Below are 23,444 nucleotides of genomic sequence, written 5' to 3' on the forward strand. Positions count from 1 at the left end.
TACTGAATTACTGATAATTCACTGTCAGCGAGGCGCTCGCCAGTGCGTGGAAATGCACATTAAAGCCGACCATTGCGCCGCTGGCGCCCTCATCCACCTCAATCGTCTCCACATCCAGCGCATGCACGGTGAAAATGTAGCGATGGGTTTCGCCCTGCGGCGGCGCCGCGCCACCGTAGCCCGCCTGACCGAAATCGGTACGGGTCTGAATTGCGCCTGCTGGCAGTGACGCTTTGCCGGAACCAGCACCCTGTGGCAGTGACGTGGTGCTGGCCGGAATATTCGCCACCACCCAGTGCCACCAGCCCGAACCGGTCGGGGCATCAGGATCGTAGCAGGTCACCACGAAACTTTTGGTGCCATCCGGCGCCGCTTCCCAGGCAAGATGGGGAGAGATATTCTCGCCCTGATAACCCATGCCGTTGAAAACATGCTTTTCAGGCATCTTCTCGCCGTCATTAAAATCCTGACTAAAAACGCGCATCACATCTCCTCAATTGTCGATGAATAGCCTTTCATCATAACCAAAAGCGCCACCAGTGCCAGCGGTCAGCCCGCTTCAGGCAGCAAAATGTTGCGAATGTTCCAGCGCGCCGCCTATCGCCTGCACCAGCTGACTCAGTGCCTGTGGCGTGATGATGTAGGGCGGCATCAGGTAGATCAGACGACCAAATGGCCGGATCCAGACGCCCTGTTCAACAAAGAACTGCTGTAGCGCCGCCATGTTGACCGCCTGATGCGTTTCCACCACGCCAATTGCGCCCAGCACGCGCACATCGGCCACCTGCGGTGAGTTGCGTAGCGGCAGCAGCTCAGCACGCAGCTGCTGTTCGATGGCGGCCACCTGATGCTGCCAGTCTCCTTCCGCCAGCATGGTCAGGCTTTCTGCCGCGACCGCGCAGGCCAGCGGGTTGCCCATAAAGGTCGGACCATGCATGAAACAGCCTGCCGCGCTGCGACTGATGGTGTTGGCCACGTCGCGGGTGGTCAGCGTCGCCGCCAGCGTCATCATGCCGCCGGTCAGCGCTTTACCGACGCAGAGTATATCCGGCGTGATGTCCGCGTGTTCACAGGCGAAGAGTTTGCCGGTGCGGCCAAAGCCGGTTGCGATCTCATCGGCGATCAACAGCACGCCATAGCGATTACAAGCTTCCCGCACCTGCTGCAGATAGCGTGGATGATAGAAACGCATGCCGCCCGCCCCCTGTACTATTGGCTCCAGAATCACCGCCGCCAGCTGCCGGTGATGCTGTTCAATCAGGCGGGCGAAATCATCGAAATCGCGTTCGTCCCACTCATCATCAAAACCGCAGGCGGGAGCTGCCGCAAAATGATGCTCGGGCAGATAGCCGCGCCACAGGCTGTGCATTGAGTTATCGGGATCGCACACCGACATCGCGGCAAAGGTATCGCCGTGATAGCCGCGCTTCAGCGTCAGGAACTGCTGGCGGGTTTCGCCCCGACCCAGCCAGTACTGCAGCGCCATTTTCATCGACACTTCCACCGCCACCGAGCCGGAATCGGCCAGGAAAACGCACTCCAGCGGCTCAGGTGTTATCGCCACCAGCTGACGGCAGAGCGCCACCGCCGCCGGGTGGGTAATGCCGCCAAACATCACGTGCGACATCTGTGTGACCTGCTCCGTCAGTGCCCGGTTCAGGCGGGGATGGTTATAGCCGTGGATCGCCGCCCACCATGATGACATCCCATCTACCAGCTCACGGCCATCGGCCAGTTGCAGCTGAAACCCTTGGGCGGCAACGACCGGATAGCAGGGCAGCGGATCCTGCATGGAGGTGTAGGGATGCCAGATATGCTGGCGGTCAAAACGGGCATCATCTGAGGAAAAAACAGGGGTAGTCATCGGAGTTGTAAACCAAAATAAAAAAATATAGTTTACAAGTATACCCCTGCTTTTCGTCGGGATGACACCCTTTTCTGGAGTAAGTAATGGCTCAACGCTGGACAATTGCACAGGCGCAAGCGCTGTTTGATCAACCTTTTCTCGAACTCATGTTTCAGGCGCAACAGGTGCATCGTCAGCACTTCGACCCTCGCCAGGTGCAGGTCAGTACCCTGCTGTCGATTAAAACCGGTGCCTGTCCGGAAGATTGCAAATACTGCCCGCAGAGCGCGCGTTACAAGACCGGCCTGGAGTCGGAACGTCTGATGGAAGTGGAGGAGGTGCTAACCTCCGCGCGTCAGGCCAAAGCCGCGGGTTCAACCCGTTTCTGCATGGGAGCCGCGTGGAAAAACCCGCACGAGCGCGATATGCCTTACCTGGAAAAGATGGTCGAAGGCGTGAAGGCGATGGGGATGGAAACCTGCATGACGCTGGGCACGCTCAGCGACGACCAGGCGCAGCGCCTGGCGGGCGCGGGCCTCGATTACTACAACCATAACCTCGACACCTCACCGGAATTCTACGGCTCCATTATCACCACTCGCAGCTATCAGGAACGTCTGGATACGCTGGGCAAAGTGCGTGACGCCGGGATCAAAGTCTGTTCAGGCGGCATCGTTGGCCTGGGCGAAACCGTGAACGACCGTGCCGGTCTGCTGGTGCAGTTAGCTAACCTGCCGACGCCGCCGGAGAGCGTGCCGATCAACATGCTGGTGAAAGTAAAAGGTACACCGCTGGCGGATAACGATGACGTCGAACCGTTCGATTTTATCCGCACCATCGCGGTGGCGCGCATCATGATGCCGACCTCGCATGTCCGTCTCTCCGCGGGCCGCGAGCAGATGAACGAGCAGACTCAGGCGATGTGCTTTATGGCCGGGGCGAACTCGATTTTCTACGGCTGCAAACTGCTCACCACACCGAATCCGGAAGAGGATAAAGACCGCGTGCTGTTCCGCAAACTGGGGCTGAACCCGGAGCATACTCACACCCAACATGGCGATCAGCAGCAGGAGCAGCAACTCAGCGAGCAGCTGTTCCATGCCGACACTGAACAGTTTTATAACGCGGCGCTGTAATGAGCTGGCAGCAACGACTCCGGCAGGGGCTGGCGCAGCGCCGTGCGGCTGATGGCTGGCGGCAGCGTCGGGTTATCGATGAGCAATCGACCCGCACACTGCAAAGCGGTGGCCGTAACTATCTCCATTTCTCCAGCAATGACTATCTCGGCTTAACCCGCCATCCGGCGGTGATTGCCGGCTGGCAGCAGGGCGCTGTGCTGGCAGGTGCGGGGGCGGGCGCTTCAGGGCATGTCACCGGTTATCACCGTCAGCACGCCGATCTTGAGGCGCAACTGGCCGACTGGCTCGGCTACGACCGTGCACTGCTGTTCATCTCTGGCTTTGCCGCCAATCAGGCGGTGATTCATCTGCTGGGTGAGAAAAACGATCGTATCCTGGCCGATAAACTCAGCCATGCCTCGCTACTCGACGCTGCCAGCCACAGCCCGGCGCAGCTGCGTCGTTTCAGTCATAACGCACCCGAGAGTCTGGCGGTGCGGCTCGCATTACCCTGCCAGGGGGAAACGCTGGTTGTGACTGAGGGCATTTTCAGCATGGATGGTGACAGCGCGCCGCTGGCTGCACTGGCGCAACAGACGCGCCAGGCTGAGGGCTGGCTGCTGGTGGATGATGCGCACGGCATCGGCGTAGTGGGTGAGCAGGGGCGCGGCAGCTGCTGGCAGCAGGGCGTTAAACCGGAACTGTTGGTGGTCACCTTTGGCAAAGCCTTTGGCGTCAGCGGTGCCGCGCTGCTCTGTGATGCGGACACGGCCGACTATTTCCTGCAGTTCAGCCGGCATCTGATCTACTCCACCGCGATGCCCACCGCGCAGGCTGTTGCACTGCAGGCGGCGCTGCAGGTCATTCAGCAGGGCGATGCACTGCGCCAGCAGCTGCAGCAGAACATCCGGCATTTCCGGCGCGGCGCAGCCTCACTGCCGTGGCAACTGATGAACTCAGAGAGTGCGATTCAGCCGCTGCTGGTGGGTGAAAATAGCGATGCGATGGCGCTCTCTCAGCGTCTGGCTGAAGCGGGCTGCTGGGTCAGCGCCATCCGGCCGCCCACCGTGCCGCCGGGAACGGCACGGCTGCGCATTACCCTGACGGCGGCACATCGCCAGGAAGATATCGATCGGTTACTGGAGGTGCTGCATGACGCTGCGGGTTGATAAGCAGGCGGTTGCACGCGCCTTTGGCCGGGCGGCCAGCCATTACGACGCCCATGCGGCGCTGCAACGCCTTAGCGGCGATGCGCTGCTGGCTCTTGCACCGGCTCACAGCGGGGTTCAACTGCTGGATGCCGGATGTGGCACCGGCTGGTACAGCAGGCTGTGGCGCGAACGCGGCAAACAGGTGACGGCACTGGATCTCTCACCACAGATGCTGCAACAGGCGCGGGATAATGACGCAGCGCACTGCTATCTGGCGGGCGACATTGACGCGCTGCCGCTGGCGGATAACAGCATCGACCTGGTATGGAGCAACCTGGCGGTGCAGTGGAGTGAAGATCTGCCCGGCGCGCTGCGCCAGTTCCGGCGGGTGCTGCGACCCAATGGCACGCTGCTGTTTTCCACGCTGGGCGACGGTTCGCTGCAGGAGGTTCATGAAGCCTGGTCTCATCTGGATGCGTTGCCGCACGCCAACCGCTTTCTTAGCGAGCCGCAGATTGCCGCGGCCTGCCAGGCGGAGCAACTGCGTTGCAGCTCAGAGGAGGTGACGCTGCATTTCCCCGATGCGCTCAGCGCCATGCGATCCCTGAAGGGGATTGGGGCCACCCATCTGCATCAGGGCCGCGACGGGCAGATACTCACCCGGCAACGGCTTAACCAGTTAGAGGCGCACTGGCCGCGCGATCGGCACGGCTATCGCCTGAGTTACCATTTAATTTATGGAGTCACGCTTTCATGAAACGGTTTTTTATTACCGGCACCGACACTGAAGTCGGTAAAACTGTCGCCAGCGGCGCACTGTTGCAGGCCGCAGCTGCCGCAGGCTTTCGTTGTGCAGGCTATAAGCCGGTTGCGTCGGGCTGTGAGATGACGCCAGAGGGGATCCGCAACAGCGATGCACTGGCGCTACAGCGATTCAGCAGTGTGCCGTTAACCTATCAGCAGGTGAATCCGCAGGCGTTTATGGAACCCACCTCGCCGCACATTGTCAGCGCTGAAGAGGGCAGACCGATTACCCATCTGGCCTTGTCAGCAGGTCTGGCGGCGCTGGAGCCACTGGCGGACTGGATTCTGGTCGAGGGCGCGGGCGGCTGGTACACGCCGCTGTCAGAGACACACACTTATGCAGACTGGGTAGTCAGCGAAAAGCTGCCCGTGATTCTGGTGGTGGGAATTAAGCTCGGCTGCATCAACCACGCGATGCTCACCGCAGAGGCGGTACGGGCGCGTGGCCTGCCGCTGGTGGGGTGGATCGCCAACACCGTCGAACCGCCTGGCAAACGCTATCCGGAGTATCTCACCAGCCTGAAAAACCGACTGCCTGCGCCCTGTCTGGGCACGATTCCGTATCTTACCGATGCGGCGCAGCAGGCGTCATGTGGTCACTACCTGACGCTTCCGGCGTAAGCCTCAGGCCACCGTCAGCCACTTATCGACGGTGTGGTCATCCAGCTGTTCCATGCTGCCCTGCGCCACATTGCGACCGCGGTGTAGCAGCAGAAAATAGTCTGCCACGCGACGGATCAGCGACAGTCGCTGTTCAAGGAGCAGGATGGTCAGCCCATAGTCGAGATTAAGACGACGAATCAGGTTGCCCATCTCCTCTTCCAGCCACGGCGACATCCCGTCAGTCGGCTCATCCAGAATCAGCAATTTGGGCTGCAGCACCAATGCGCGCGCCAGGGCCAGCTGTTGCTGTTGATCGATCGGCAGATCGCCGCTGCGCTGCTGTCGCAGTGAATAAAGTGCCGGAAACAAATCAAATACCATTTCGGGAATGGCGCGATGGCGATCACGCTGGCTGGCCCCCGCCAGCAGGGCAATCAGCAGGTTATCTTCCACGCTCATCTGCGTAAAAATATGGCGGCCCTGTGGCACATAGCCAATGCCCATCTGCGCTCGCTGTTCAGCGGGCTGCAGCAGCAGATCTTCCGGCGGTGAGCCATCCTCTTTCCAGGAGATAGAGCCGCTGTTAATCGGCAGTCTGCCCATGATGCAGTTGACCAGCGTGGTTTTCCCCATGCCTTGACGACCCAGAACGCCCGTGCAGGTGCCAGGTGCCAGATCCAGATCCACATCCCACAGAATATGGTTCTGACCATAAAATTGATTGACCGAACGTAGACTCAGCATCTGACACTCTCCTTCCCGATCATTAGCCTGATTGCATCCGCTCTCTGTCGTCTGGCAAACAAGTCATCAGCAACAGCTGTCTCGCTATTGCAGCACAGTGCGCGTGAAGCGCGTTGACGCCAGTCACTCCTGCAATTCTCAGGCCAGATCTAAAAACGGTCCTGATTCCGGCCGGGATACCATGTTTAAGGGATAAAAGTTGAGAAAAACTTATCAATTCCCCACAGTGGTCACGCCGCTGCACTTTTGCAGTGCCTCGGGGCGCTGTTTCTGGTGCAGACGGTGTGTTAAGAGGCAATAAGTCTGATTAAGAATCTTAGTGGATCGATGAAAATTTGCGTGATACATCAGGTGGACGATGAAAAATGCAGAATATTCCGTCAGCGGTTGACGCGAAATTTAACGCAAAAAAAAATTATTTTCGAGGCGATGAAGGAGCAGGGAAAAATTATACACAGCTGATGGCGGCGGGGCTGCCATCACTTATCCACCATTCCTGTGGATAACCTTGTGCATTAGGTAATGAAAACCAGTTGGAAGCGAGGAAATACGCGGCCTGGTAACATTATGTCGAGAATCTGGCCTTGTGACCTAAAGTAAATTAAATCAGTAGGTTATCAAAAAACAACCCTGCGAATTATCTGTCAGGTAACCGAACTGTAATTTTGTGACGCTCTATTGACAAATGTTAAATCTGATCCGGGTCTGGGGATAACATTGCGCAACAGACTTTGTGCTATCGCTACCACGTCGCCAGTTCATTAAGTCTCATTGTGCTGACGTTAACAATGCATCATTACTGTTTTTATATCCAGTATTATTTTCTGGCAAAATCACCATAGCAGAGTAAAATAAGTGCCTGCCCGCCGACTTCTCCAGCAGGAACTGCATTCATGACCAAAGCCTTTAAATTGAATTCCGCCTTCAAACCTTCGGGCGATCAGCCTGAGGCGATCCGTCGCCTGGAAGAGGGGCTGGAGGATGGACTGGCCCATCAGACCTTATTGGGTGTGACGGGTTCTGGTAAGACCTTTACCGTCGCCAACGTGATTGCCGACCTCAACCGGCCGACAATGGTGCTGGCCCCCAACAAGACGCTGGCCGCTCAACTTTATGGCGAGATGAAAGAGTTTTTCCCGGATAACGCCGTCGAGTTTTTCGTCTCTTACTACGATTATTACCAGCCTGAAGCCTATGTGCCGAGCTCGGACACTTTTATTGAAAAAGATGCATCGGTTAACGAACACATTGAGCAGATGCGTCTCTCGGCCACTAAGGCGCTGCTGGAGCGGCGCGACGTTATTGTCGTCGCGTCGGTTTCGGCAATCTATGGTCTGGGCGATCCCGATCTCTATCTGAAAATGATGCTGCACCTCACGCGCGGCATGATTATTGATCAGCGTAGCATCCTGCGCCGCCTGTCAGAATTGCAATACACACGTAACGATCAGGCGTTTCAGCGCGGTACTTTCCGCGTACGTGGTGAAGTGATCGATATTTTCCCGGCAGAGTCGGACGATATTGCGCTGCGCGTTGAACTGTTTGACGAAGAGGTGGAGCGTCTGTCGCTGTTTGACCCGCTGACCGGTCAGATCGATTCCGTGGTGCCGCGTTTTACCATTTACCCTAAGACGCACTATGTCACGCCACGTGAGCGCATTCTGCAGGCAATGGAAGATATCAAAGTCGAGCTGGCGGACCGCCGCCGGGTGCTGCTTGAGAATAATAAGTTGCTGGAAGAGCAGCGCATTACCCAGCGTACCCAGTTTGACCTGGAGATGATGAGCGAACTGGGCTATTGCTCGGGCATCGAGAACTACTCGCGCTATCTTTCCGCACGCGGACCGGGCGAAGCCCCGCCGACACTGTTTGATTATCTGCCAGCGGATGGCCTGCTGGTGGTGGATGAGTCACACGTCACCATTCCGCAGATTGGCGGCATGTACAAAGGTGACCGGGCGCGTAAAGAGACGCTGGTTGAGTATGGCTTCCGCCTGCCGTCGGCGCTGGATAACCGTCCGATGAAGTTTGAAGAGTTTGAAGCACTGGCGCCGCAGACCATCTATGTTTCTGCAACGCCGGGCAAATATGAGCTGGAAAAATCGGGCGACGAAGTGGTCGATCAGGTGGTACGTCCTACCGGCCTGCTGGACCCAATCATTGAAGTGCGCCCGGTCGGGACTCAGGTCGACGATTTGCTGTCAGAAATCCGTCAGCGCGTAGCAATCAACGAACGTGTGCTGGTCACGGTGCTGACCAAACGCATGGCCGAAGATCTCACCGAGTATCTGACGGAGCATGGCGAGAAGGTGCGTTATCTGCACTCCGATATCGACACAGTGGAGCGTATGGAGATTATTCGCGACTTACGTCTGGGGGAGTTTGATGTGCTGGTGGGCATCAACTTACTGCGTGAGGGGCTGGATATGCCGGAAGTCTCTCTGGTCGCGATTCTGGATGCGGATAAAGAGGGTTTCCTGCGTTCTGAACGATCGCTGATTCAGACCATTGGTCGTGCGGCGCGTAACATTAACGGTAAGGCGATTCTTTACGGCGATAAAATTACGCCGTCGATGGCACGCGCCATTGAAGAGACCGAGCGCCGCCGTGAGAAGCAGCAGCTACACAACGAGCAAAACGGCATTGTGCCGCAGGGGCTGAACAAGAAGATCACCGATATTCTGGAACTGGGTAACAACATAGTGAAAACCCGCGGCAAAGCGAAACCGGCACGGCCTGGCGAAGCCCAGGCACTGGCCGATTTCAAGCTGCTAACGCCGCAGGCTCTGCAGAAAAAGATTCACGAGCTGGAAGGGCAGATGCAGCAGCACGCGCAGAACCTGGAGTTCGAACAGGCGGCAAATGTGCGCGATCAGCTGCATGAGCTGAGAACGCTGTTTATTGCGGCCTCGTAGCGCCGTCAAAGCCCTGAATGGCGTGTTCCAGCGCCACCCGTAATAGCTGGCGGTCGTGACGATATTTGATGTCGGCGGCCTCCAGCGGTTCCCGGACAATCAAACGGTTTTCAATGCCCTCTGTCGCCACTGACGGGCCGACCACCACCGCATCAATGACTCGCTTGCCAATGTAACGCTCCATCATCTGAAGCTTATCAGCCACAGACAGACTGGCAGCAGCGGCACTGAGCTCACGGCCCAGATTGCCGATAAACACCATGGTGGCCGGCGTGCGACGCAATGCCTGCGCCATCTCTTCCATCAGCAGAATCGGCATCAGGCTGGTGTAAAAACTACCTGGACCAATCAGGATCAGATCCGCGTCACCTATCGCCTGCAATGCTTCCCGCGTGGGCTGGACATTGGGATGAAGCATCAATTCCTGTGGCGGCTGTTTCATCTCGTCAATGGCGGTTTCACCGTAAACCATATTGCCTTCGGCATCCATCGCCACCAGATCCACCGGCTGTTCTGACATCGGAATTAAAAAGGCATCTACTTTTAGCAGGTTACGGATGATATTAATCGCTTCAAGCGGACGTACACTTAAATGATCCAGCGCCCGTAGCATCAGGTTGCCGAGATTGTGTCCGGCCAGTTCGCCGTTACCGGCAAAGCGATACTCAAACATCGCTGAGGCGACGCTGGGTTCCGCAATCAGCTGGTTAAGGCAGTTACGCATGTCGCCCCAGGCGATCCCGCCTTCGGAGCGGCGAATACGGCCGGTTGATCCGCCGTTGTCGGTGGTGGTGACGATACCGGTGAGACGCGAGCCCAGCGGGGAAAGGGCAGACATCACGCGGCCTAAACCGTGTCCGCCTCCCAGTGCCACAACGCGATCAAGATCGGCCAGTGTGCGATTCATACTTCTCCTTAAAATCCGTTCGCGTGGCGAGGCTCTAAACGCTAAGCCCGCGCGGATGACATGCGTCAAAATCTGGATCGCATTTTAACGTATCCTGTCGCTAACATGCGGTCAAAATTCGCTATGTATAAGAATATATAGCGAAAAGAGCAAATGGAAGAGTAGCGAAATACACGCTACCATCATGCTTACCGCGCTGATCAACGGGTCAGCGTACACTCAAGCCTGAATGCCTAAGTCTGCGGATAGGGGGTTCAGGCCGTAGCCATCGAGCTGCCAGGGTGCAGGAAGAAATGACTGCATCTCCCAATCTGGAAAGGTGTTCTGGTGTCACAATTTACTGATGCATACGCGCGCAAGTTCTATTACCTGCGCCTGTCGGTCACGGATGTCTGTAATTTCCGCTGTACCTACTGCCTGCCTGACGGCTACAAGCCGCAGGGAATTCGTAACAAAAGCTTTCTCTCTCTCGATGAAATCCGCCGTGTCACGCGGGCCTTCGCCGCTGCTGGCACCGAAAAAGTGCGGCTGACCGGCGGTGAGCCGTCGCTGCGCCGTGATTTCACCGACATCATTGCGGCGGTACGTGAAAACGCTTCTATCCGCCAGATCGCGGTGACCACGAATGGCTACCGGCTGGCGCGTGATGTGAAGCAGTGGCGCGATGCGGGTTTAACCGCACTCAACGTCAGCGTCGACAGTCTGGATGCCCGTCAGTTTCACGCTATTACCGGTCAGGATAAATTCCATCAGGTGATGAGCGGCATTGATGCCGCGCTGGACGCCGGTTTTCGCCAGGTCAAAGTCAATAGCGTGCTGATGCGCGATCTCAACAGCCGTAATCTGGCGACGTTCCTCGACTGGATCCGCACCCGCCCGATCCAGCTGCGCTTTATCGAACTGATGGAAACCGGCGACGGTGGCACGCTGTTCCGCGATCAGCACGTTTCCGGCATGGTGATCCGCGATCAACTGATCGCCCAGGGCTGGCAGCGCCGCGAAAGTGGACGCAGTGACGGGCCGGCGCAGGTCTTTTACCATCCCGATTATGTCGGAGAGATTGGCCTGATCATGCCTTACGCCAAAGATTTCTGTGCCAGCTGCAACCGTCTGCGCGTCTCAGCGCAAGGTAATCTGCACCTGTGCCTGTTTGGTGACGGCGGCGTACCGCTGCGCGACCTGCTGGCGTCCGATGAGCAGCAGGCCGAACTGCAGGCGCGCATTGCCAGCAGCCTGGGGCAGAAAAAGCAGACGCACTTCCTGCATCAGGGCAACACCGGCATCACACAGAATCTCTCTTACATTGGCGGCTAATTTCAGGAGGAAGTATGGGTAAACCAGCCAGCGAATTTCAGGCATTGCAGATGGCGGTGATGACGGTGTCAGATCGCCGCGATGCCAGCAACGATACCTCCGGCGACTACCTGCGCGAGGCAGCAGCAGAAGCGGGCCATGAGGTGGTTGATCACGCCATCGTGCCGGATAATCTCTACCGCATCCGCGCCACCGTGTCGCGCTGGATCGCCAGTGAAGATGTACAGGTGGTGATTATTAATGGCGGCACCGGCTTTAACCTGAAAAACAGCACGCCGGAAGCACTCCTGCCGCTATTTGATCGCGAGATTGACGGCTTTGGCGAACTGTTCCGGATGGTCTCCTATGAAGAGATTGGCGGTTCGACACTGCAGTCGCGCGCCGTTGCCGGTCTGGCCAATGGGACGCTGATTCTGGCTGTGCCGGGGTCGACAAGCGCCTGCCGTACTGCCTGGGAGCGGATTATTGCTGACCAGCTTGATGCGCGCACCGCGCCCTGTAATTTTGTCTCACATCTGAAGAAACGGTAAGAACGGTAAGTATGTCTCAACTCACACATATTAACGCCGCGGGCGAAGCACACATGGTGGATGTCTCCGCCAAAGCTGAAACCGTGCGCGAAGCGCGGGCAGAAGTACTGGTGCTGATGCAGCCGGAAACGCTGCAGATGATTATGGAAGGCAGCCACCACAAAGGGGATGTCTTTGCCACGGCACGCATCGCCGGGATTCAGGCAGCGAAACGCACCTGGGAACTGATTCCGCTCTGTCATCCGCTGATGCTGAGCAAAGTGGAAGTGAATCTGGAAGCGGAACCGGACCATAACCGGGTTCGCATTACCACGCTCTGTCGCCTCACCGGCAAAACCGGCGTCGAGATGGAAGCACTGACGGCCGCCTCGGTTGCTGCCCTCACCATCTACGACATGTGCAAAGCGGTACAGAAAGATATCGTCATCGATCAGTTGCGTTTAATCAGCAAGAGCGGCGGTAAAAGCGGCGATTTCCAGGCGGTTGGGCATGATTAAGGTGCTGTTTTTTGCCCAGGTGCGTGAGCTGACCGGCACGGCATCGCTTGAGGTCGGTGCTGATTACCCGGATGTGGCCGCGCTGCGCAGTGCGCTGGCCGACCGCGACGATCGCTGGGCGCTGGCGCTGGAGTCAGGCAAACTGCTGGCGGCGGTCAATCAGACGCTGGTGCCGATGACGCATCCGCTGCATGCCGGTGATGAAGTCGCTTTTTTCCCGCCCGTGACCGGAGGCTGAGATGGAAACGCAGATTCGCGTTGGCCCCGCACCCTTTGATATGGCGGAAGCGTATCGCTGGCTGGCGGCCTGTGATGAAGATGGTGCGGTGGTGACCTTTACCGGCAAAGTCCGCAACCACAATCTGGGTGATAACGTGGCGGCGTTGACGCTGGAGCACTATCCCGGCATGACCGAAAAAGCGCTGCAGGAGATTGTGGATGCGGCCCGCGAACGCTGGCCACTGCAACGGGTTACCGTGATTCATCGCGTCGGCGAACTGTTTCCCGGCGATGAGATCGTGCTGGTGGGCGTGACCAGCGCCCATCGAGGCAGCGCCTTTTCTGCCGCAGAGTTCATCATGGATTACCTGAAAACCCGCGCCCCCTTCTGGAAGCGCGAAGCGACCGAGCAGGGCGAGCGCTGGGTGGATGCCCGCGACAGCGATCACCAGGCAGCTCAGCGCTGGGACTAAGGCGGCGTTAATGGCTCAGCGGGCCAGACCCTTTTCGCCCGCTGAGTCTTCTCTGTGTATCCATACGCCACTGCCAGAAAACACGCTTATCACGTCGCTTAAGGCTGCTTTAGCTGCTCCGCCGGGCCAAAGCCGGTCTGGCCGTGGCTGTGCTCACCGCCGCCGTTTGAGCGCTTCAGCTGAATAACCTGACCCTTTTCCCACGCGTTGGCACCCGGTGCCGCCGGATGCGCTACGATATCCGCTCGTTCGGCACGGATCTTTTTGCTATCGACGTCAAAGCGGCGATCGCGATCCGCCAGCAGTCGCGAATCCATCTGACCATCCGCTGTAAAGCCCATCATCAAGGCCGGAATGCCAATTGGCAGCGTTTTATCGCGATCCGTGTGCCAGGTGTGCCAGGTCTTTCCGTAGGTGTTCACGATGCGTGTCATCAGGGCATGATCGGCGGCGGCCGGTAAGCCTGGCGCAATCAGCGTGCCCGATTTCACCTCATACTGATGGCTGTGCCACAGTTTCTTCTCTTCCGGCGGCAGGGTCTTAAACAGCCGTTCGCTGATAATGTACTCCACGCCCATCAGCCGCGCGTCACGCGTATTGCCGTCGTAAATCACCGCCTGCATCACATCGTCGTTCAGCACGGTGACATAGTGGTGCGCCTCCATCTGACCGTTCTTGTCGCCGTTATAAAAATGGAAGCCATCAAGATAGGTGTTGATGGCGTCAATGGGCGGACGTGACTGCATCACGCTGGCGCCCGTCTCCAGCACTTTAAGCGAGGAGGAGGTGGGCGCGCCCGGTGACTGCACCTGGGCAGGCGTATTATTGGCGCCACAGCCGGTTAATAACAGGCTGAAAGCCGCAACAGGCCAGAGTTTAAACATCGTAAGTTCCTTTAACGTTAAAAAAGGTAACCTTAGTTCAGTTCTCGCCTGCCTGCGAAACGCTGGGAATGGTAGAGTAGGGCTTTCGTTCATTCTGAGGACAGGCATGTCATCCACCCCGATTCTGCAACGTCTGACACTGGTCGCCGCACTGGTGCTGGCGGGTTGTAGCAGCAAGAAAACCCCTGAGGCACCCGTGCGGCAGCCCGAAGATGTCAAAGCGCAGATCCAGCGGCTGCTGCCGTCGCACGTCAGTAATAAAGCCGCATGGAGCGACGACATCTACACCACCTTCCGCACGCAGCAGATCGATCCCAGAGCCAGTAATCTCTGCGCGGTGATCGCCGTGGCGGATCAGGAGAGCAACTTCAGCGCGGAGGCCGCCGTGCCGGGCCTGCCAAAAATTGCCTGGGGCGAAATCAACCGCCGTGCGGCGCAGGTGCATGTGCCGGCCTTCCTGGTGCGCACCGCACTGCTGATCAAGTCGCCGACCGGGGAAAGTTACGCGGCCCGTCTGGACAAGGTGCGCAGTGAAAAAGATCTCAGCGCTATCTTTGATGACCTGATCGACATGGTGCCGATGGGCCAGACGCTGTTCGGTAATCTCAACCCAATCCACACCGGCGGGCCGATGCAGGTCAGCATTGCGTTTGCCGAAGCACACGCCAAAGGCTACCCGTGGCCGATCGAGGGCACCATTCGGCGCGAAGTCTTTACCCGTCACGGCGGAATCTACTTCGGCACCATGCATCTGCTTGGCTACCCGGCTGACTACAGCCAGCCGCTCTACCGCTTTGCCGATTACAATGCGGGCTGGTACGCCAGTCGCAATGCGGCCTTCCAGGCGGCGGTGTCGCGTGCCACCGGCATGAAGCTGGCGCTGGATGGGGATCTGATTCTTTATGGATCGGATGCGGCAGGTGGGACTGAACTCGCGGTGCGCACACTGTCGAAGCAGATCGACATGAGCAACAGCGATATTCGCCGCGATCTGGAGAAAGGAGAAAAAGCGTCGTTCAGCGACAGTGAACTCTGGAAACAGGTCTTTACCCTGGCGGACAAAATGGCGGGTCGCAAACTCCCACGTGAAATGCTGCCGGGCATCAAGCTGGAAAGCCCGAAAATTACCCGTAATCTGACTACGGCGTGGTTTGCGCAGCGCGTTGACAGCCGCTATCAGCAGTGCCTGTCGCGTCGTTAAGCGGCATGTTGTGGCGCAGTTGAGCTGAGCTGTGCCACACTTAGCCTCTGGCATGTCTCCCGGTTGGGAGCGCATCTGTTCATCCGTCTAACAAGAGGTGCATCATGGACCGATATCCAAGAAATGATTCCATCGTTCAATCCGCATCTCGCGGTTTACAAGCCTATATGGCGCAGGTTTACGGCTGGATGACCTGTGGTCTGTTACTGACTGCGTTTGTCTCCTGGTATGCTGCGCGCACGCCTGCAGTGATGGAGATGGTGTTTGCCAATCGCATCACTTTCTTCGGGCTGATTATCGCGCAACTGGCACTGGTCTTTTTCCTGTCAGGTATGGTGCATCGCCTGAGCGGGGCAGTGGCTACCGGACTGTTTATGCTCTATTCGGCCCTCACCGGCCTGACTATGGCGAGTATCTTCCTGGTTTACACCTACTCCTCCATCGCCAGCACCTTCTTTGTTACGGCGGGGATGTTTGGTGCGATGAGCTTCTACGGCTACACCACTAAACGCGATCTGAGCCGTTTTGGCAGCCTGCTGTTTATGGCGCTGATTGGCATTGTACTGGCGTCGCTGGTGAACTTCTGGCTGAAAAGCCCGGCGCTGATGTGGGCGATTACCTATATCGGCGTCGTGGTGTTCGTGGGGTTAACGGCGTATGACACGCAGAAGCTGAAAAATATTGGTGAGCAGATCGATGCCCGCGACACGGAGAACCTGCGTCGCTACTCGATTATGGGTGCACTGACGCTCTATCTCGACTTCATCAACCTGTTCCTGATGCTGCTGCGGATTTTCGGCAACCGCCGTTAAGTCAGTGAGGCATTAGCAGGGAGTCGCATTATCTGCGCCTCCCTTTTTTTACGACTTCTGCAATTTCTGTTCGTTCTTCTGACGCAGATGCTTCGCCCGACTCTCCAGCCCCAGATAGAGCACCAGCGCTAACAGCAGCGGCAGGATAAAGTAGAGCACGCGATACGCCAGCAGCCCCGCAATAATGGTACCATGCGAGACGTGTTGACCGCTGAGCAGCGCCAGGAAGACCGCTTCCAGCACGCCAATACCCGCCGGAATATGTACTATTACGCCCGCGATACTGCTGATCAGCAGCACTCCCAGCACCATCGGATAGCCTGTGTCACGTCCCAGCAGCAGCCAGATAATCGCGCCCATCACCATCCAGTTGGCGCAGGACACCGCGAACTGCAGCAGCGCCATGCGCAGCGAAGGCAGCTGCAGCGTCTGGCCTTTTACCGTCCAGCGCCGCTGCTTTGAGAAAGCGCAGGCCCAGAGATAAACCGCCACCAGCACCAGCAGAACCCCGCCAATTAACCGCAGTGTGGTCTCGCCGATAAACCAGCCGCTGGGGATCGAGACCATGCCGGCACTGAACACCACGCCCGCCAGCAGAATATAGCCCAGCCAGTTGGTCGCGATGCTCAGGGAGAAGATGCGGGTGATGGTGCCGCTATCGAGACCGAGTCTGGAGTAAAGCCGGTAGCGCATCGCCACGCCGCCGACCCAGGTGCTCAGCGTCAGGTTAAAGGCATAACAGATAAACGACACCAGCATCACCTGACGCTTCGCCAGTTTGTGGCCGCAGTAGGCGCGGCCAATCAGGTCATAGCAGCCATACACCAGGTAACTCAGCACCACCAGTCCGGCGGCGCTCAGCACCACAAAACGGTTGTAATTAACGATGACGTTATAAACATCTTCCCAGTTCACTTTGCGGGCATAAACCACCAGCAAAACCACCACCGCGATGAAAAACAGTACGGTGAGGATTTTTTTCGCCAGTTGCCAGCGTGGATGTTTTTTTGCCATCAGGATTTTGCTCCCGGATTATCAGCTTCAACGCGATCCTGCGTTTCCATTTCAGGTTGTACCGGCGGACTCACCTGGGCCAGCAAGGGCGTATGCGCCGGAAGCCAGCCCGCGATGGCCGGGAAATGGCGCAGGAAGTGAAATACCACCACGCTTTTACTCAGTTGCCACCAGTTTCGCGGTGGCAGGTGCTCTTCCTGAACGCGCTTGCAATCATTGGCCAGCAGCGCTTCGAGGTTGTCACGCAGCGTCTGATTAAAGGGATGATCGTGAATGATCAGGTTGGCTTCCAGGTTTAAAGAGAGGCTGAGCGGATCGAGATTGCTGGAGCCGACGGTGGCCCAGTGATCGTCTTTTACAGCGATTTTACCGTGCAGCGGACGACGGATATATTCATACACTTCGACGCCGCCATCGACCAGATAGTTGTAGAGCAGCTCCGCACCTACTTTTACTATCGGCATATCTGGCTCGCCCTGAACGATCAAGCGTACCCGGACGCCACGCTGTGCGGCATTACGCATCTCACGCAGAAGCCGGTAGCCAGGGAAGAAGTAGGCGTTGGCAATAATGACATCCCGCTTCGCCTCGCGCAGCATCTCCAGATAATGCACTTCGATGTCGTCGCGATGCTCGTCATTATCGCGATAGACATAGAGCACCTGGGCATCGCCAGGTGTAGCGTTCACTGCCGGACGATGAGAACGCGAGCCCCACCAGCGACGGGTAGGCTGCTCGCTGCCAATCGCCTTTTGCAGATAGCGGGCAATATCTGCCACAACCGGGCCTTTAACCTGCACTGAGTAATCCTGTTTCGCCTCCGGGCCATAATCAGTGTTGTGCTCAGCCGAAAAGTTGATGCCGCCCACAAAGGCGACGACATCATCCACCACCACGGTTTTGCGGTGCAGACGTCGGAATACGTTGGTGCGCATCCCCATCACCAGCGGACGGGGATCGTAATAGATGAAACGTACGCCCGCGCTGGTCAGGCTGTTCACAAATTTATCTGAGAGTTCAGCGGAGCCATAACCATCGACCATCACTTCAACCCGCACGCTGCGCTGTGCCGCAGCCAGCAGCTCACGGTGCAGAGCGTTGCCTACCTCATCCTCAAACAGAATAAAGGTTTCGATTAATACCGTGCGTTCTGCCCGCTGAATCGCGCCAAAGACGCGCGGGAAAAACGCTTCGCCATTTTCCAGCAACAGCAGCCGGTTGCCTTCCTGCCAGCTAAAATTCATAGGTGGATCTCCACGGCCAGCGGTGCATGGTCCGACAGATGTGACCAGGGTTTACGTGGCAGCGCCCACGGATGACTGACCGTGGCGTTACGCACATAGATGCGGTCAAGTCGCAGGATCGGGAAGCGTGCCGGAAAGGTCCGCGCCGGGCGTCCGGTTTTCATGCTGAATACCTCTTTCAAACCCGCACCCTGTTTTAAAATTGAGTTAGCGCGTCGCTGCCAGTCGTTGAAATCACCCGCCACGACGACCGGTGTGTCGGGCGGCAGCGAGTTAACCATTTCACATATTTTCTTCATCTGCGCGTGACGATGCGCTTCTTTCAGGCCCAGATGTACGCAGATGACATGCAGCGTGCCGTGCGGTTCCGGCAGGGCAATCTGGCAGTGCAGCATGCCGCGATTTTCACTGCCTGCCACCGAGATATCCCGGTTTTCATATTCGGTGATCGGGAAGCGTGACAGCACCGCATTGCCATGATGTCCCTCCGGATAGACCGCATTTCGCCCATAGGCGAAATCGTTCCATATGGTGTCGGCCAGAAACTCATAATGCGGAGAATCGGGCCACGCCTCATGATTAAGGGCATGGATAGCATGCGTGCCCATTACCTCCTGGAGAAAGACCACATCCGCCTCTGTTGCGCGAACGGCGTCGCGTAATTCGGGCAGGATGAATCGGCGATTAAACGGGGCGAAACCCTTGTGTGTATTGATCGTCAGGACTTTTATTGAAAATCCTTGCGTGTTTTGTGGCATACTCGCGACGCACTCCTTTTCATCATCATCAGAATCAAAGTGTAGTCTTTGTCACAAATGGGTGGTGAAAGAGGGCAATAATTAGGGCGTTATCCGAAAATTGTTTTACATTGAGGAAATCGTTTCCGGCTTCTGCCGGTAGCACTTGGGCGACCTGTTGGGTCTGCCAGGAGAACTGAATGAAATGGTCTAATCGTATTCAAATCATCACGGGTCAAACGTTATTGCATATTGCTATGCATTTACTGGTGATCGCTGCGCTGATCTGGGGCTGGAAGCACAAGGCTCTGGTTGATGTCTGCAGTACGCTGGTGGCGATGTATGCACTGGTTTTTGTTGCCATGCTGGTAACACAGCGCATCCCACGTTTACGTACTCTCGGCGATTATCTTGAAGAAGCGACCACCACTTACTACTTTGGCGCCGCCATGATGACACTGTTCCTGGTGTCGCGAATTTACCACAACAACCTGCTGCTGGCGTGTCTCGGCGTAGTGATGTTGCTGGGTCCGGCGCTGGTCTCGCTGCTGGCGAAAGAGCCGCCGCGGCGAATCGAAAACAAACGTAGTTAAGTTGAAGGCCACCGGAAGGTGGCCTTCCTGTTTTCAGGCGATTAAGTTGTGTCAGTAAATGTGAGCTATCTCGCACACTGTCTATAAAGCTGATACACTCGCTCGCTTACGCATCGTAGTTTGTGCCCTTTTCACGCGTCAGCCCCAGCTGGCGTCATTATCCCTCTGAAAACTACACCGTGAATCACGGCCAGAGCGGACCGGAGTAAATCACGTAATGTCTTTTGACTCTCTCGGCCTGAGTGCCGATATTTTGCGCGCGGTCGCCGAACAAGGCTACAGCGAACCTACACCTATCCAGCGCCAGGCGATTCCTGTGGTGCTGGCTGGCCGCGATCTGCTGGCGAGTGCCCAGACCGGCACCGGCAAAACGGCCGGCTTTACTTTACCGCTGTTACAGAAACTCTCTGCCACTGCCACGCCAATCCGCGGTCGTCGCCCGGTGCGCGCCCTGATCCTGACCCCAACCCGTGAACTCGCGGCGCAGGTCGGTGAAAACGTCAGCGACTACAGCAAGTATCTTTCGCTGCGTTCGATGGTGGTGTTTGGTGGTGTCAGCATCAATCCCCAGATGGTCAAGCTGCGTGGCGGCGTTGATATTCTGGTCGCAACACCAGGCCGCCTGCTGGACCTGGCGCAACAGAATGCCGTTGACCTGTCACAGGTCGAAGTTCTGGTGCTGGATGAAGCGGACCGCATGCTGGATATGGGCTTTATCCATGATATCCGTCGTGTACTGGCGCGCCTGCCGGCGAAACGTCAGAACCTGCTGTTCTCTGCCACCTTCTCTGATGAGATCAAAGGTCTGGCTGAGAAACTGCTGACCAATCCGGAAATGATTGAAGTGGCTCGCCGCAACACCGCCTCTGAGCAGGTTGCGCAGCAGGTGGCTTTCGTTGATAAGAAGCGCAAGCGTGAACTGTTGTCGCAGCTGATTGGCGAAGGTAACTGGCAGCAGGTGCTGGTCTTCACCCGTACTAAACACGGTGCGAACCACCTTGCCGAGCAACTGGGCAAAGATGGCATCAGCGCTGCAGCGATTCATGGCAACAAGAGCCAGGGTGCACGTACCCGTGCGCTGGCCGACTTTAAGTCAGGCGGCATTCGCGTGCTGGTTGCGACCGATATCGCGGCCCGTGGCCTGGATATTGAAGAGCTGCCACACGTCGTGAACTACGAGCTGCCTAACGTCGCCGAAGATTATGTTCACCGTATTGGCCGTACAGGTCGTGCAGCCGCGACTGGTGTTGCACTGTCGCTGGTCTGCGTCGATGAGCATAAACTGCTGCGTGATATTGAGCGTCTGCTGAAACGTGAAATCCCGCGTCTGGCCGTTGAAGGTTATGAACCCGATCCGAGCATCAAAGCGGAGCCGATCATTAATGGTCGTCAGCAGCAGTCTCGCGGCGGTGCAGGTGGCGGCGGCCGGGGTCGTGGTCAGGGCGGACAGGGTGCAGGCGCATCGCGTTCATCTTCATCCGGCGACAAGCGTCCTCAGGCGCGTCGTCAGAGCCAGGCCGCGCCTCAGGGCGATAAGCCCGCGTCGCGTCCGCGTCGTCCGGCAGCCGCGAAGCGTACCGGTAACGTCTGAGTATGAGGGTTTTACTGGCGCCGATGGAGGGCGTGCTGGATTCACTGGTGCGCCAGCTGTTATCGGAAGTGAACGACTACGATCTCTGCATCACTGAGTTTTTGCGCGTTGTCGATCAACTGCTGCCGGTAAAATCTTTCTACCGTCTCTGCCCCGAACTGCATAACGCCAGCCGCACGCCTTCAGGCACGCGGGTGCGTATGCAGCTGCTGGGGCAGCATCCCGAATGGTTAGCCGAGAATGCCGCACGCGCGGTGGAGCTGGGTTCCTGGGGTGTTGATCTCAACTGTGGTTGTCCCTCTAAACTGGTCAACGGCAGCGGAGGCGGCGCGACCCTTCTTAAAGACCCCGATCTGATTTATCGCGGCGCGAAAGCGATGCGTGAAGCCGTCCCTGCGGATTTACCGGTAACGGTAAAAGTGCGGCTCGGCTGGGATTCCAGTGCCCGCAGTCTGGAGATTGCCGATGCGGTTCAGCAGGCGGGAGCCAGCGAGCTGACGGTACATGGGCGGACCAAGGAAGAGGGTTATCGCGCAGAGGCGATCAACTGGCAGGCAATTGGCGAGATTCGTCAGCGGCTGCGCATTCCGGTGATTGCCAACGGCGAGATCTGGGACTGGCAAAGCGCGCAAAATTGTATGGCAGTGACGGGCTGCAATGCGGTAATGATTGGCCGTGGTGCACTGAACATCCCCAACCTGAGCCGGGTGGTGAAATACAACGAACCGCCGATGGCCTGGACGGATGTGGTGCGGTTACTGCAGAAGTACAGCCGACTGGAGAAACAGGGCGATACCGGCCTCTATCACGTGGCGCGTATCAAACAGTGGCTGGGTTATCTGCGCAAAGCCTACGGTGAAGCCGATGGCTTATTCAGTGAAATCCGCGCGTTAAAGAACTCGGGCGATATTGCGCAGGCAATCGATCGTCACGCGATTGTTCACGGTTTGTGATAAAAAATCAGGCGACCCCTTCGCGACCTGACGGTATAGTGGGCAAAATTTCCTATACCACTAGCCTGCTATGTCTGACACCGCTGTACTGAGCAACAGCCAGCTCAACAAACGAATCCTCTCTGTTATTGTCTTCACCTTCTTCTGTTATCTCTCCGTCGGACTGCCGCTGGCCGTACTGCCGGGCTTTGTCAAAAATCATCTTGGCTTCAGCTCCTTTATTGCCGGACTGATTATCAGCATTCAATATTTTGCGACGCTGCTCAGTCGTCCGCAGTCGGGCCGTCTGGCCGATCGGCTGGGGCCAAAACGGGTGGTGATGCTGGGACTGCTCTGCTGCGGCATGAGCGGGGTGCTGACCATCGTGGCCGCAATGCTGAGCAGCTGGCCGTGGCTGAGTCTGGCGCTGCTGGCTATCGGGCGACTGTTTCTCGGGGTAGGCGAAAGCTTCAGCAGCACGGGCTCTACGCTGTGGGGTATGAATATCGTCGGGCCGTTGCAGACCGCGCGCGTCATCTCCTGGAACGGTGTCGCCACGTATCTGGCGATGGCTGTCGGTGCACCGCTGGGCGTGCTGCTCAACAATCAATTTGGCATGAGTGGATTTGCCGGGCTGATTGCGCTGATGGGCGTCGTCGGTTATCTGATGGCCAGCCGCAAACCGTCGGTCACCGTCAGCGTCGGCGAGCGCATTCCGTTTCACCGTGTCTTCTCCCGCGTCTGGCTTTATGGTCTGGCGCTGGGCTTCGGCACGATCGGTTTTGGCGTCATCGCGACCTTTATTACCCTCTATTTTGCCAGCCGTGACTGGCAGGGCGCAGCCTATGCGCTGACGCTGTTCAGCCTGGGTTTTGTGCTGGTGCGGCTGGGGTTTGGTCGCTTTATTACCCGCTTTGGGGGATTGCGCGTGTCGCTATTCTCTTTTCTGCTGGAGTGTCTGGGACTGCTGATTATCTGGCAGGCGGATAGCGCCTGGCTGGTGGGCGTGGGCGCATTCCTGACCGGCAGCGGTTTTTCGCTCGTCTTTCCGGCGCTGGGTGTTGAGGCGGTAAAAAGGGTTGAGCGTCAGGATCAGGGCTCGGCGCTGGGCACCTATTCCGCTTTCCTCGATCTTGGGCTGGGTTTAACCGGCCCGGTGGCGGGACTGTTTATCGGACACTGGGGAATGCAGTCAGTTTATCTGGCTGCTGCGATGATGGTGCTGGGCGCATTACTGATTACGCTGCGGCTCTATGGGCAACAACGGCTCAGCGCCTGATTATGGTCAGCATTGGCTCACTCCCTGTCAGGGAGT

At 57.4% G+C, this 23,444-nt stretch carries 24 protein-coding genes and 1 riboswitch; of the genes, 16 read left to right on the forward strand and 8 right to left on the reverse strand.

Annotated features, from left to right (window positions below; translation table 11 throughout):
- Positions 1-7 precede the first annotated feature (7 nt).
- Both P2R09_RS01860 and bioA read right to left on the reverse strand, forming a co-directional pair.
- Positions 8-484: a kinase inhibitor gene (locus P2R09_RS01860; protein WP_275766584.1), complete on the reverse strand. Its 477-nt coding sequence runs from the start codon at positions 482-484 to the stop codon at positions 8-10.
- A 75-nt stretch (positions 485-559) separates the two neighbouring features.
- Entirely contained in the window at positions 560-1,864 is a 1,305-nt protein-coding gene (gene bioA, locus P2R09_RS01865) for an adenosylmethionine--8-amino-7-oxononanoate transaminase (protein ID WP_275766586.1), read from the reverse strand.
- Between the two features lie 86 nt (positions 1,865-1,950).
- Here bioA and bioB point away from each other — a divergent pair, with 86 nt between their 5' ends.
- Genes bioB through bioD form a run of 4 tightly spaced genes read left to right on the forward strand, consistent with a single transcriptional unit; the run spans position 1,951 to position 5,540 of the window.
- Positions 1,951-2,982 carry a biotin synthase BioB gene (gene bioB / locus P2R09_RS01870; RefSeq protein WP_275766588.1) on the forward strand — a complete coding sequence of 344 codons (1,032 nt, stop codon included), beginning with the start codon at positions 1,951-1,953 and terminating at the stop codon, positions 2,980-2,982.
- Positions 2,982-4,133 (forward strand): 8-amino-7-oxononanoate synthase, encoded by a 1,152-nt coding sequence (gene bioF, locus P2R09_RS01875; RefSeq protein WP_275766591.1) that lies wholly within the window; start codon positions 2,982-2,984, stop codon positions 4,131-4,133. The genes bioB and bioF overlap by 1 nt, the downstream gene beginning before the upstream one ends.
- Positions 4,117-4,872, forward strand: coding sequence for a malonyl-ACP O-methyltransferase BioC (bioC, locus tag P2R09_RS01880; RefSeq protein ID WP_275766593.1), 756 nt, complete (start codon positions 4,117-4,119; stop codon positions 4,870-4,872). The genes bioF and bioC overlap by 17 nt, the downstream gene beginning before the upstream one ends.
- On the forward strand, positions 4,869-5,540 hold the full coding sequence (gene bioD, locus P2R09_RS01885; protein WP_275766595.1) for a dethiobiotin synthase: 672 nt from the start codon (positions 4,869-4,871) through the stop codon (positions 5,538-5,540). The genes bioC and bioD overlap by 4 nt, the downstream gene beginning before the upstream one ends.
- 3 nt (positions 5,541-5,543) lie before the next feature.
- On the opposite strand, the gene P2R09_RS01890 is transcribed toward bioD, so the two are convergent.
- Positions 5,544-6,266 carry an ATP-binding cassette domain-containing protein gene (locus P2R09_RS01890; protein ID WP_003851859.1) on the reverse strand — a complete coding sequence of 241 codons (723 nt, stop codon included), beginning with the start codon at positions 6,264-6,266 and terminating at the stop codon, positions 5,544-5,546.
- A gap of 893 nt (positions 6,267-7,159) precedes the next feature.
- Here P2R09_RS01890 and uvrB point away from each other — a divergent pair.
- Positions 7,160-9,181: an excinuclease ABC subunit UvrB gene (gene uvrB / locus P2R09_RS01895; RefSeq protein ID WP_003851852.1), complete on the forward strand. Its 2,022-nt coding sequence runs from the start codon at positions 7,160-7,162 to the stop codon at positions 9,179-9,181.
- Here uvrB and yvcK read toward each other — a convergent pair.
- Positions 9,165-10,088, reverse strand: a complete 924-nt coding sequence (yvcK, locus tag P2R09_RS01900; protein ID WP_275766598.1) for a uridine diphosphate-N-acetylglucosamine-binding protein YvcK — start codon at positions 10,086-10,088, stop codon at positions 9,165-9,167. The two genes, uvrB and yvcK, sit on opposite strands and share 17 nt — an antisense overlap.
- A 204-nt stretch (positions 10,089-10,292) precedes the next feature.
- Positions 10,293-10,426, forward strand: a riboswitch (molybdenum cofactor riboswitch).
- On the opposite strand from yvcK, the gene moaA reads away from it, so the two are divergent.
- From moaA to moaE, 5 genes are all read left to right on the forward strand, one after another.
- Positions 10,416-11,402 carry a GTP 3',8-cyclase MoaA gene (gene moaA / locus P2R09_RS01905; protein WP_275766600.1) on the forward strand — a complete coding sequence of 329 codons (987 nt, stop codon included), beginning with the start codon at positions 10,416-10,418 and terminating at the stop codon, positions 11,400-11,402. (Overlaps the previous riboswitch by 11 nt.)
- Before the next feature lie 14 nt (positions 11,403-11,416).
- Positions 11,417-11,932 carry a molybdenum cofactor biosynthesis protein B gene (gene moaB, locus P2R09_RS01910; RefSeq protein WP_008925052.1) on the forward strand — a complete coding sequence of 172 codons (516 nt, stop codon included), beginning with the start codon at positions 11,417-11,419 and terminating at the stop codon, positions 11,930-11,932.
- An 11-nt stretch (positions 11,933-11,943) separates the two neighbouring features.
- Positions 11,944-12,429 carry a cyclic pyranopterin monophosphate synthase MoaC gene (gene moaC / locus P2R09_RS01915; protein ID WP_275766604.1) on the forward strand — a complete coding sequence of 162 codons (486 nt, stop codon included), beginning with the start codon at positions 11,944-11,946 and terminating at the stop codon, positions 12,427-12,429.
- Positions 12,422-12,667, forward strand: coding sequence for a molybdopterin synthase sulfur carrier subunit (moaD, locus tag P2R09_RS01920; protein ID WP_275766607.1), 246 nt, complete (start codon positions 12,422-12,424; stop codon positions 12,665-12,667). The genes moaC and moaD overlap by 8 nt, the downstream gene beginning before the upstream one ends.
- Position 12,668: 1 nt before the next feature.
- Complete coding sequence (moaE, locus tag P2R09_RS01925; protein WP_033731918.1) at positions 12,669-13,121, forward strand: molybdopterin synthase catalytic subunit MoaE; 453 nt, start codon at positions 12,669-12,671, stop codon at positions 13,119-13,121.
- A 98-nt stretch (positions 13,122-13,219) separates the two neighbouring features.
- On the opposite strand, the gene P2R09_RS01930 is transcribed toward moaE, so the two are convergent.
- On the reverse strand, positions 13,220-14,005 hold the full coding sequence (locus tag P2R09_RS01930) for an OBAP family protein (RefSeq protein ID WP_275766613.1): 786 nt from the start codon (positions 14,003-14,005) through the stop codon (positions 13,220-13,222).
- A gap of 106 nt (positions 14,006-14,111) precedes the next feature.
- Between P2R09_RS01930 and P2R09_RS01935 the strand changes: the two genes are divergently transcribed.
- Together P2R09_RS01935 and P2R09_RS01940 are read left to right on the forward strand one after the other, a co-directional pair.
- A complete protein-coding gene (locus P2R09_RS01935; RefSeq protein ID WP_275766615.1) occupies positions 14,112-15,206 on the forward strand; it encodes a DUF1615 domain-containing protein in 1,095 nt (364 codons plus the stop codon).
- A 104-nt stretch (positions 15,207-15,310) separates the two neighbouring features.
- Entirely contained in the window at positions 15,311-16,018 is a 708-nt protein-coding gene (locus P2R09_RS01940; RefSeq protein WP_033762576.1) for a Bax inhibitor-1/YccA family protein, read from the forward strand.
- Between the two features lie 48 nt (positions 16,019-16,066).
- Here the strand turns inward: P2R09_RS01940 and P2R09_RS01945 are convergent, their stop codons facing one another.
- Genes P2R09_RS01945 through P2R09_RS01955 form a run of 3 tightly spaced genes read right to left on the reverse strand, consistent with a single transcriptional unit; the run spans position 16,067 to position 19,034 of the window.
- Positions 16,067-17,032: a lysylphosphatidylglycerol synthase domain-containing protein gene (locus P2R09_RS01945; RefSeq protein WP_275766618.1), complete on the reverse strand. Its 966-nt coding sequence runs from the start codon at positions 17,030-17,032 to the stop codon at positions 16,067-16,069.
- Positions 17,032-18,276 (reverse strand): cardiolipin synthase ClsB, encoded by a 1,245-nt coding sequence (gene clsB, locus P2R09_RS01950; protein ID WP_275766620.1) that lies wholly within the window; start codon positions 18,274-18,276, stop codon positions 17,032-17,034. Before clsB ends, P2R09_RS01945 begins: the two co-directional genes overlap by 1 nt.
- Positions 18,273-19,034 (reverse strand): endonuclease/exonuclease/phosphatase family protein, encoded by a 762-nt coding sequence (locus tag P2R09_RS01955; protein ID WP_275766623.1) that lies wholly within the window; start codon positions 19,032-19,034, stop codon positions 18,273-18,275. Before P2R09_RS01955 ends, clsB begins: the two co-directional genes overlap by 4 nt.
- Positions 19,035-19,213: 179 nt before the next feature.
- On the opposite strand from P2R09_RS01955, the gene P2R09_RS01960 reads away from it, so the two are divergent.
- From P2R09_RS01960 to P2R09_RS01975, 4 genes are all read left to right on the forward strand, one after another.
- On the forward strand, positions 19,214-19,606 hold the full coding sequence (locus P2R09_RS01960) for a YbhQ family protein (protein WP_003851829.1): 393 nt from the start codon (positions 19,214-19,216) through the stop codon (positions 19,604-19,606).
- 217 nt (positions 19,607-19,823) lie between these two features.
- A complete protein-coding gene (gene rhlE / locus P2R09_RS01965; protein ID WP_003851827.1) occupies positions 19,824-21,197 on the forward strand; it encodes an ATP-dependent RNA helicase RhlE in 1,374 nt (457 codons plus the stop codon).
- A gap of 2 nt (positions 21,198-21,199) precedes the next feature.
- Positions 21,200-22,150, forward strand: coding sequence for a tRNA dihydrouridine(16) synthase DusC (gene dusC / locus P2R09_RS01970; RefSeq protein ID WP_140033593.1), 951 nt, complete (start codon positions 21,200-21,202; stop codon positions 22,148-22,150).
- Between the two features lie 70 nt (positions 22,151-22,220).
- A complete protein-coding gene (locus tag P2R09_RS01975) occupies positions 22,221-23,408 on the forward strand; it encodes an MFS transporter (RefSeq protein ID WP_275766629.1) in 1,188 nt (395 codons plus the stop codon).
- Positions 23,409-23,444 lie beyond the last annotated feature (36 nt).

It is taken from the genome of Pantoea sp. Cr_R13, assembly GCF_029222565.1.
Classification (GTDB): Bacteria; Pseudomonadota; Gammaproteobacteria; order Enterobacterales; family Enterobacteriaceae; genus Pantoea; species Pantoea eucalypti.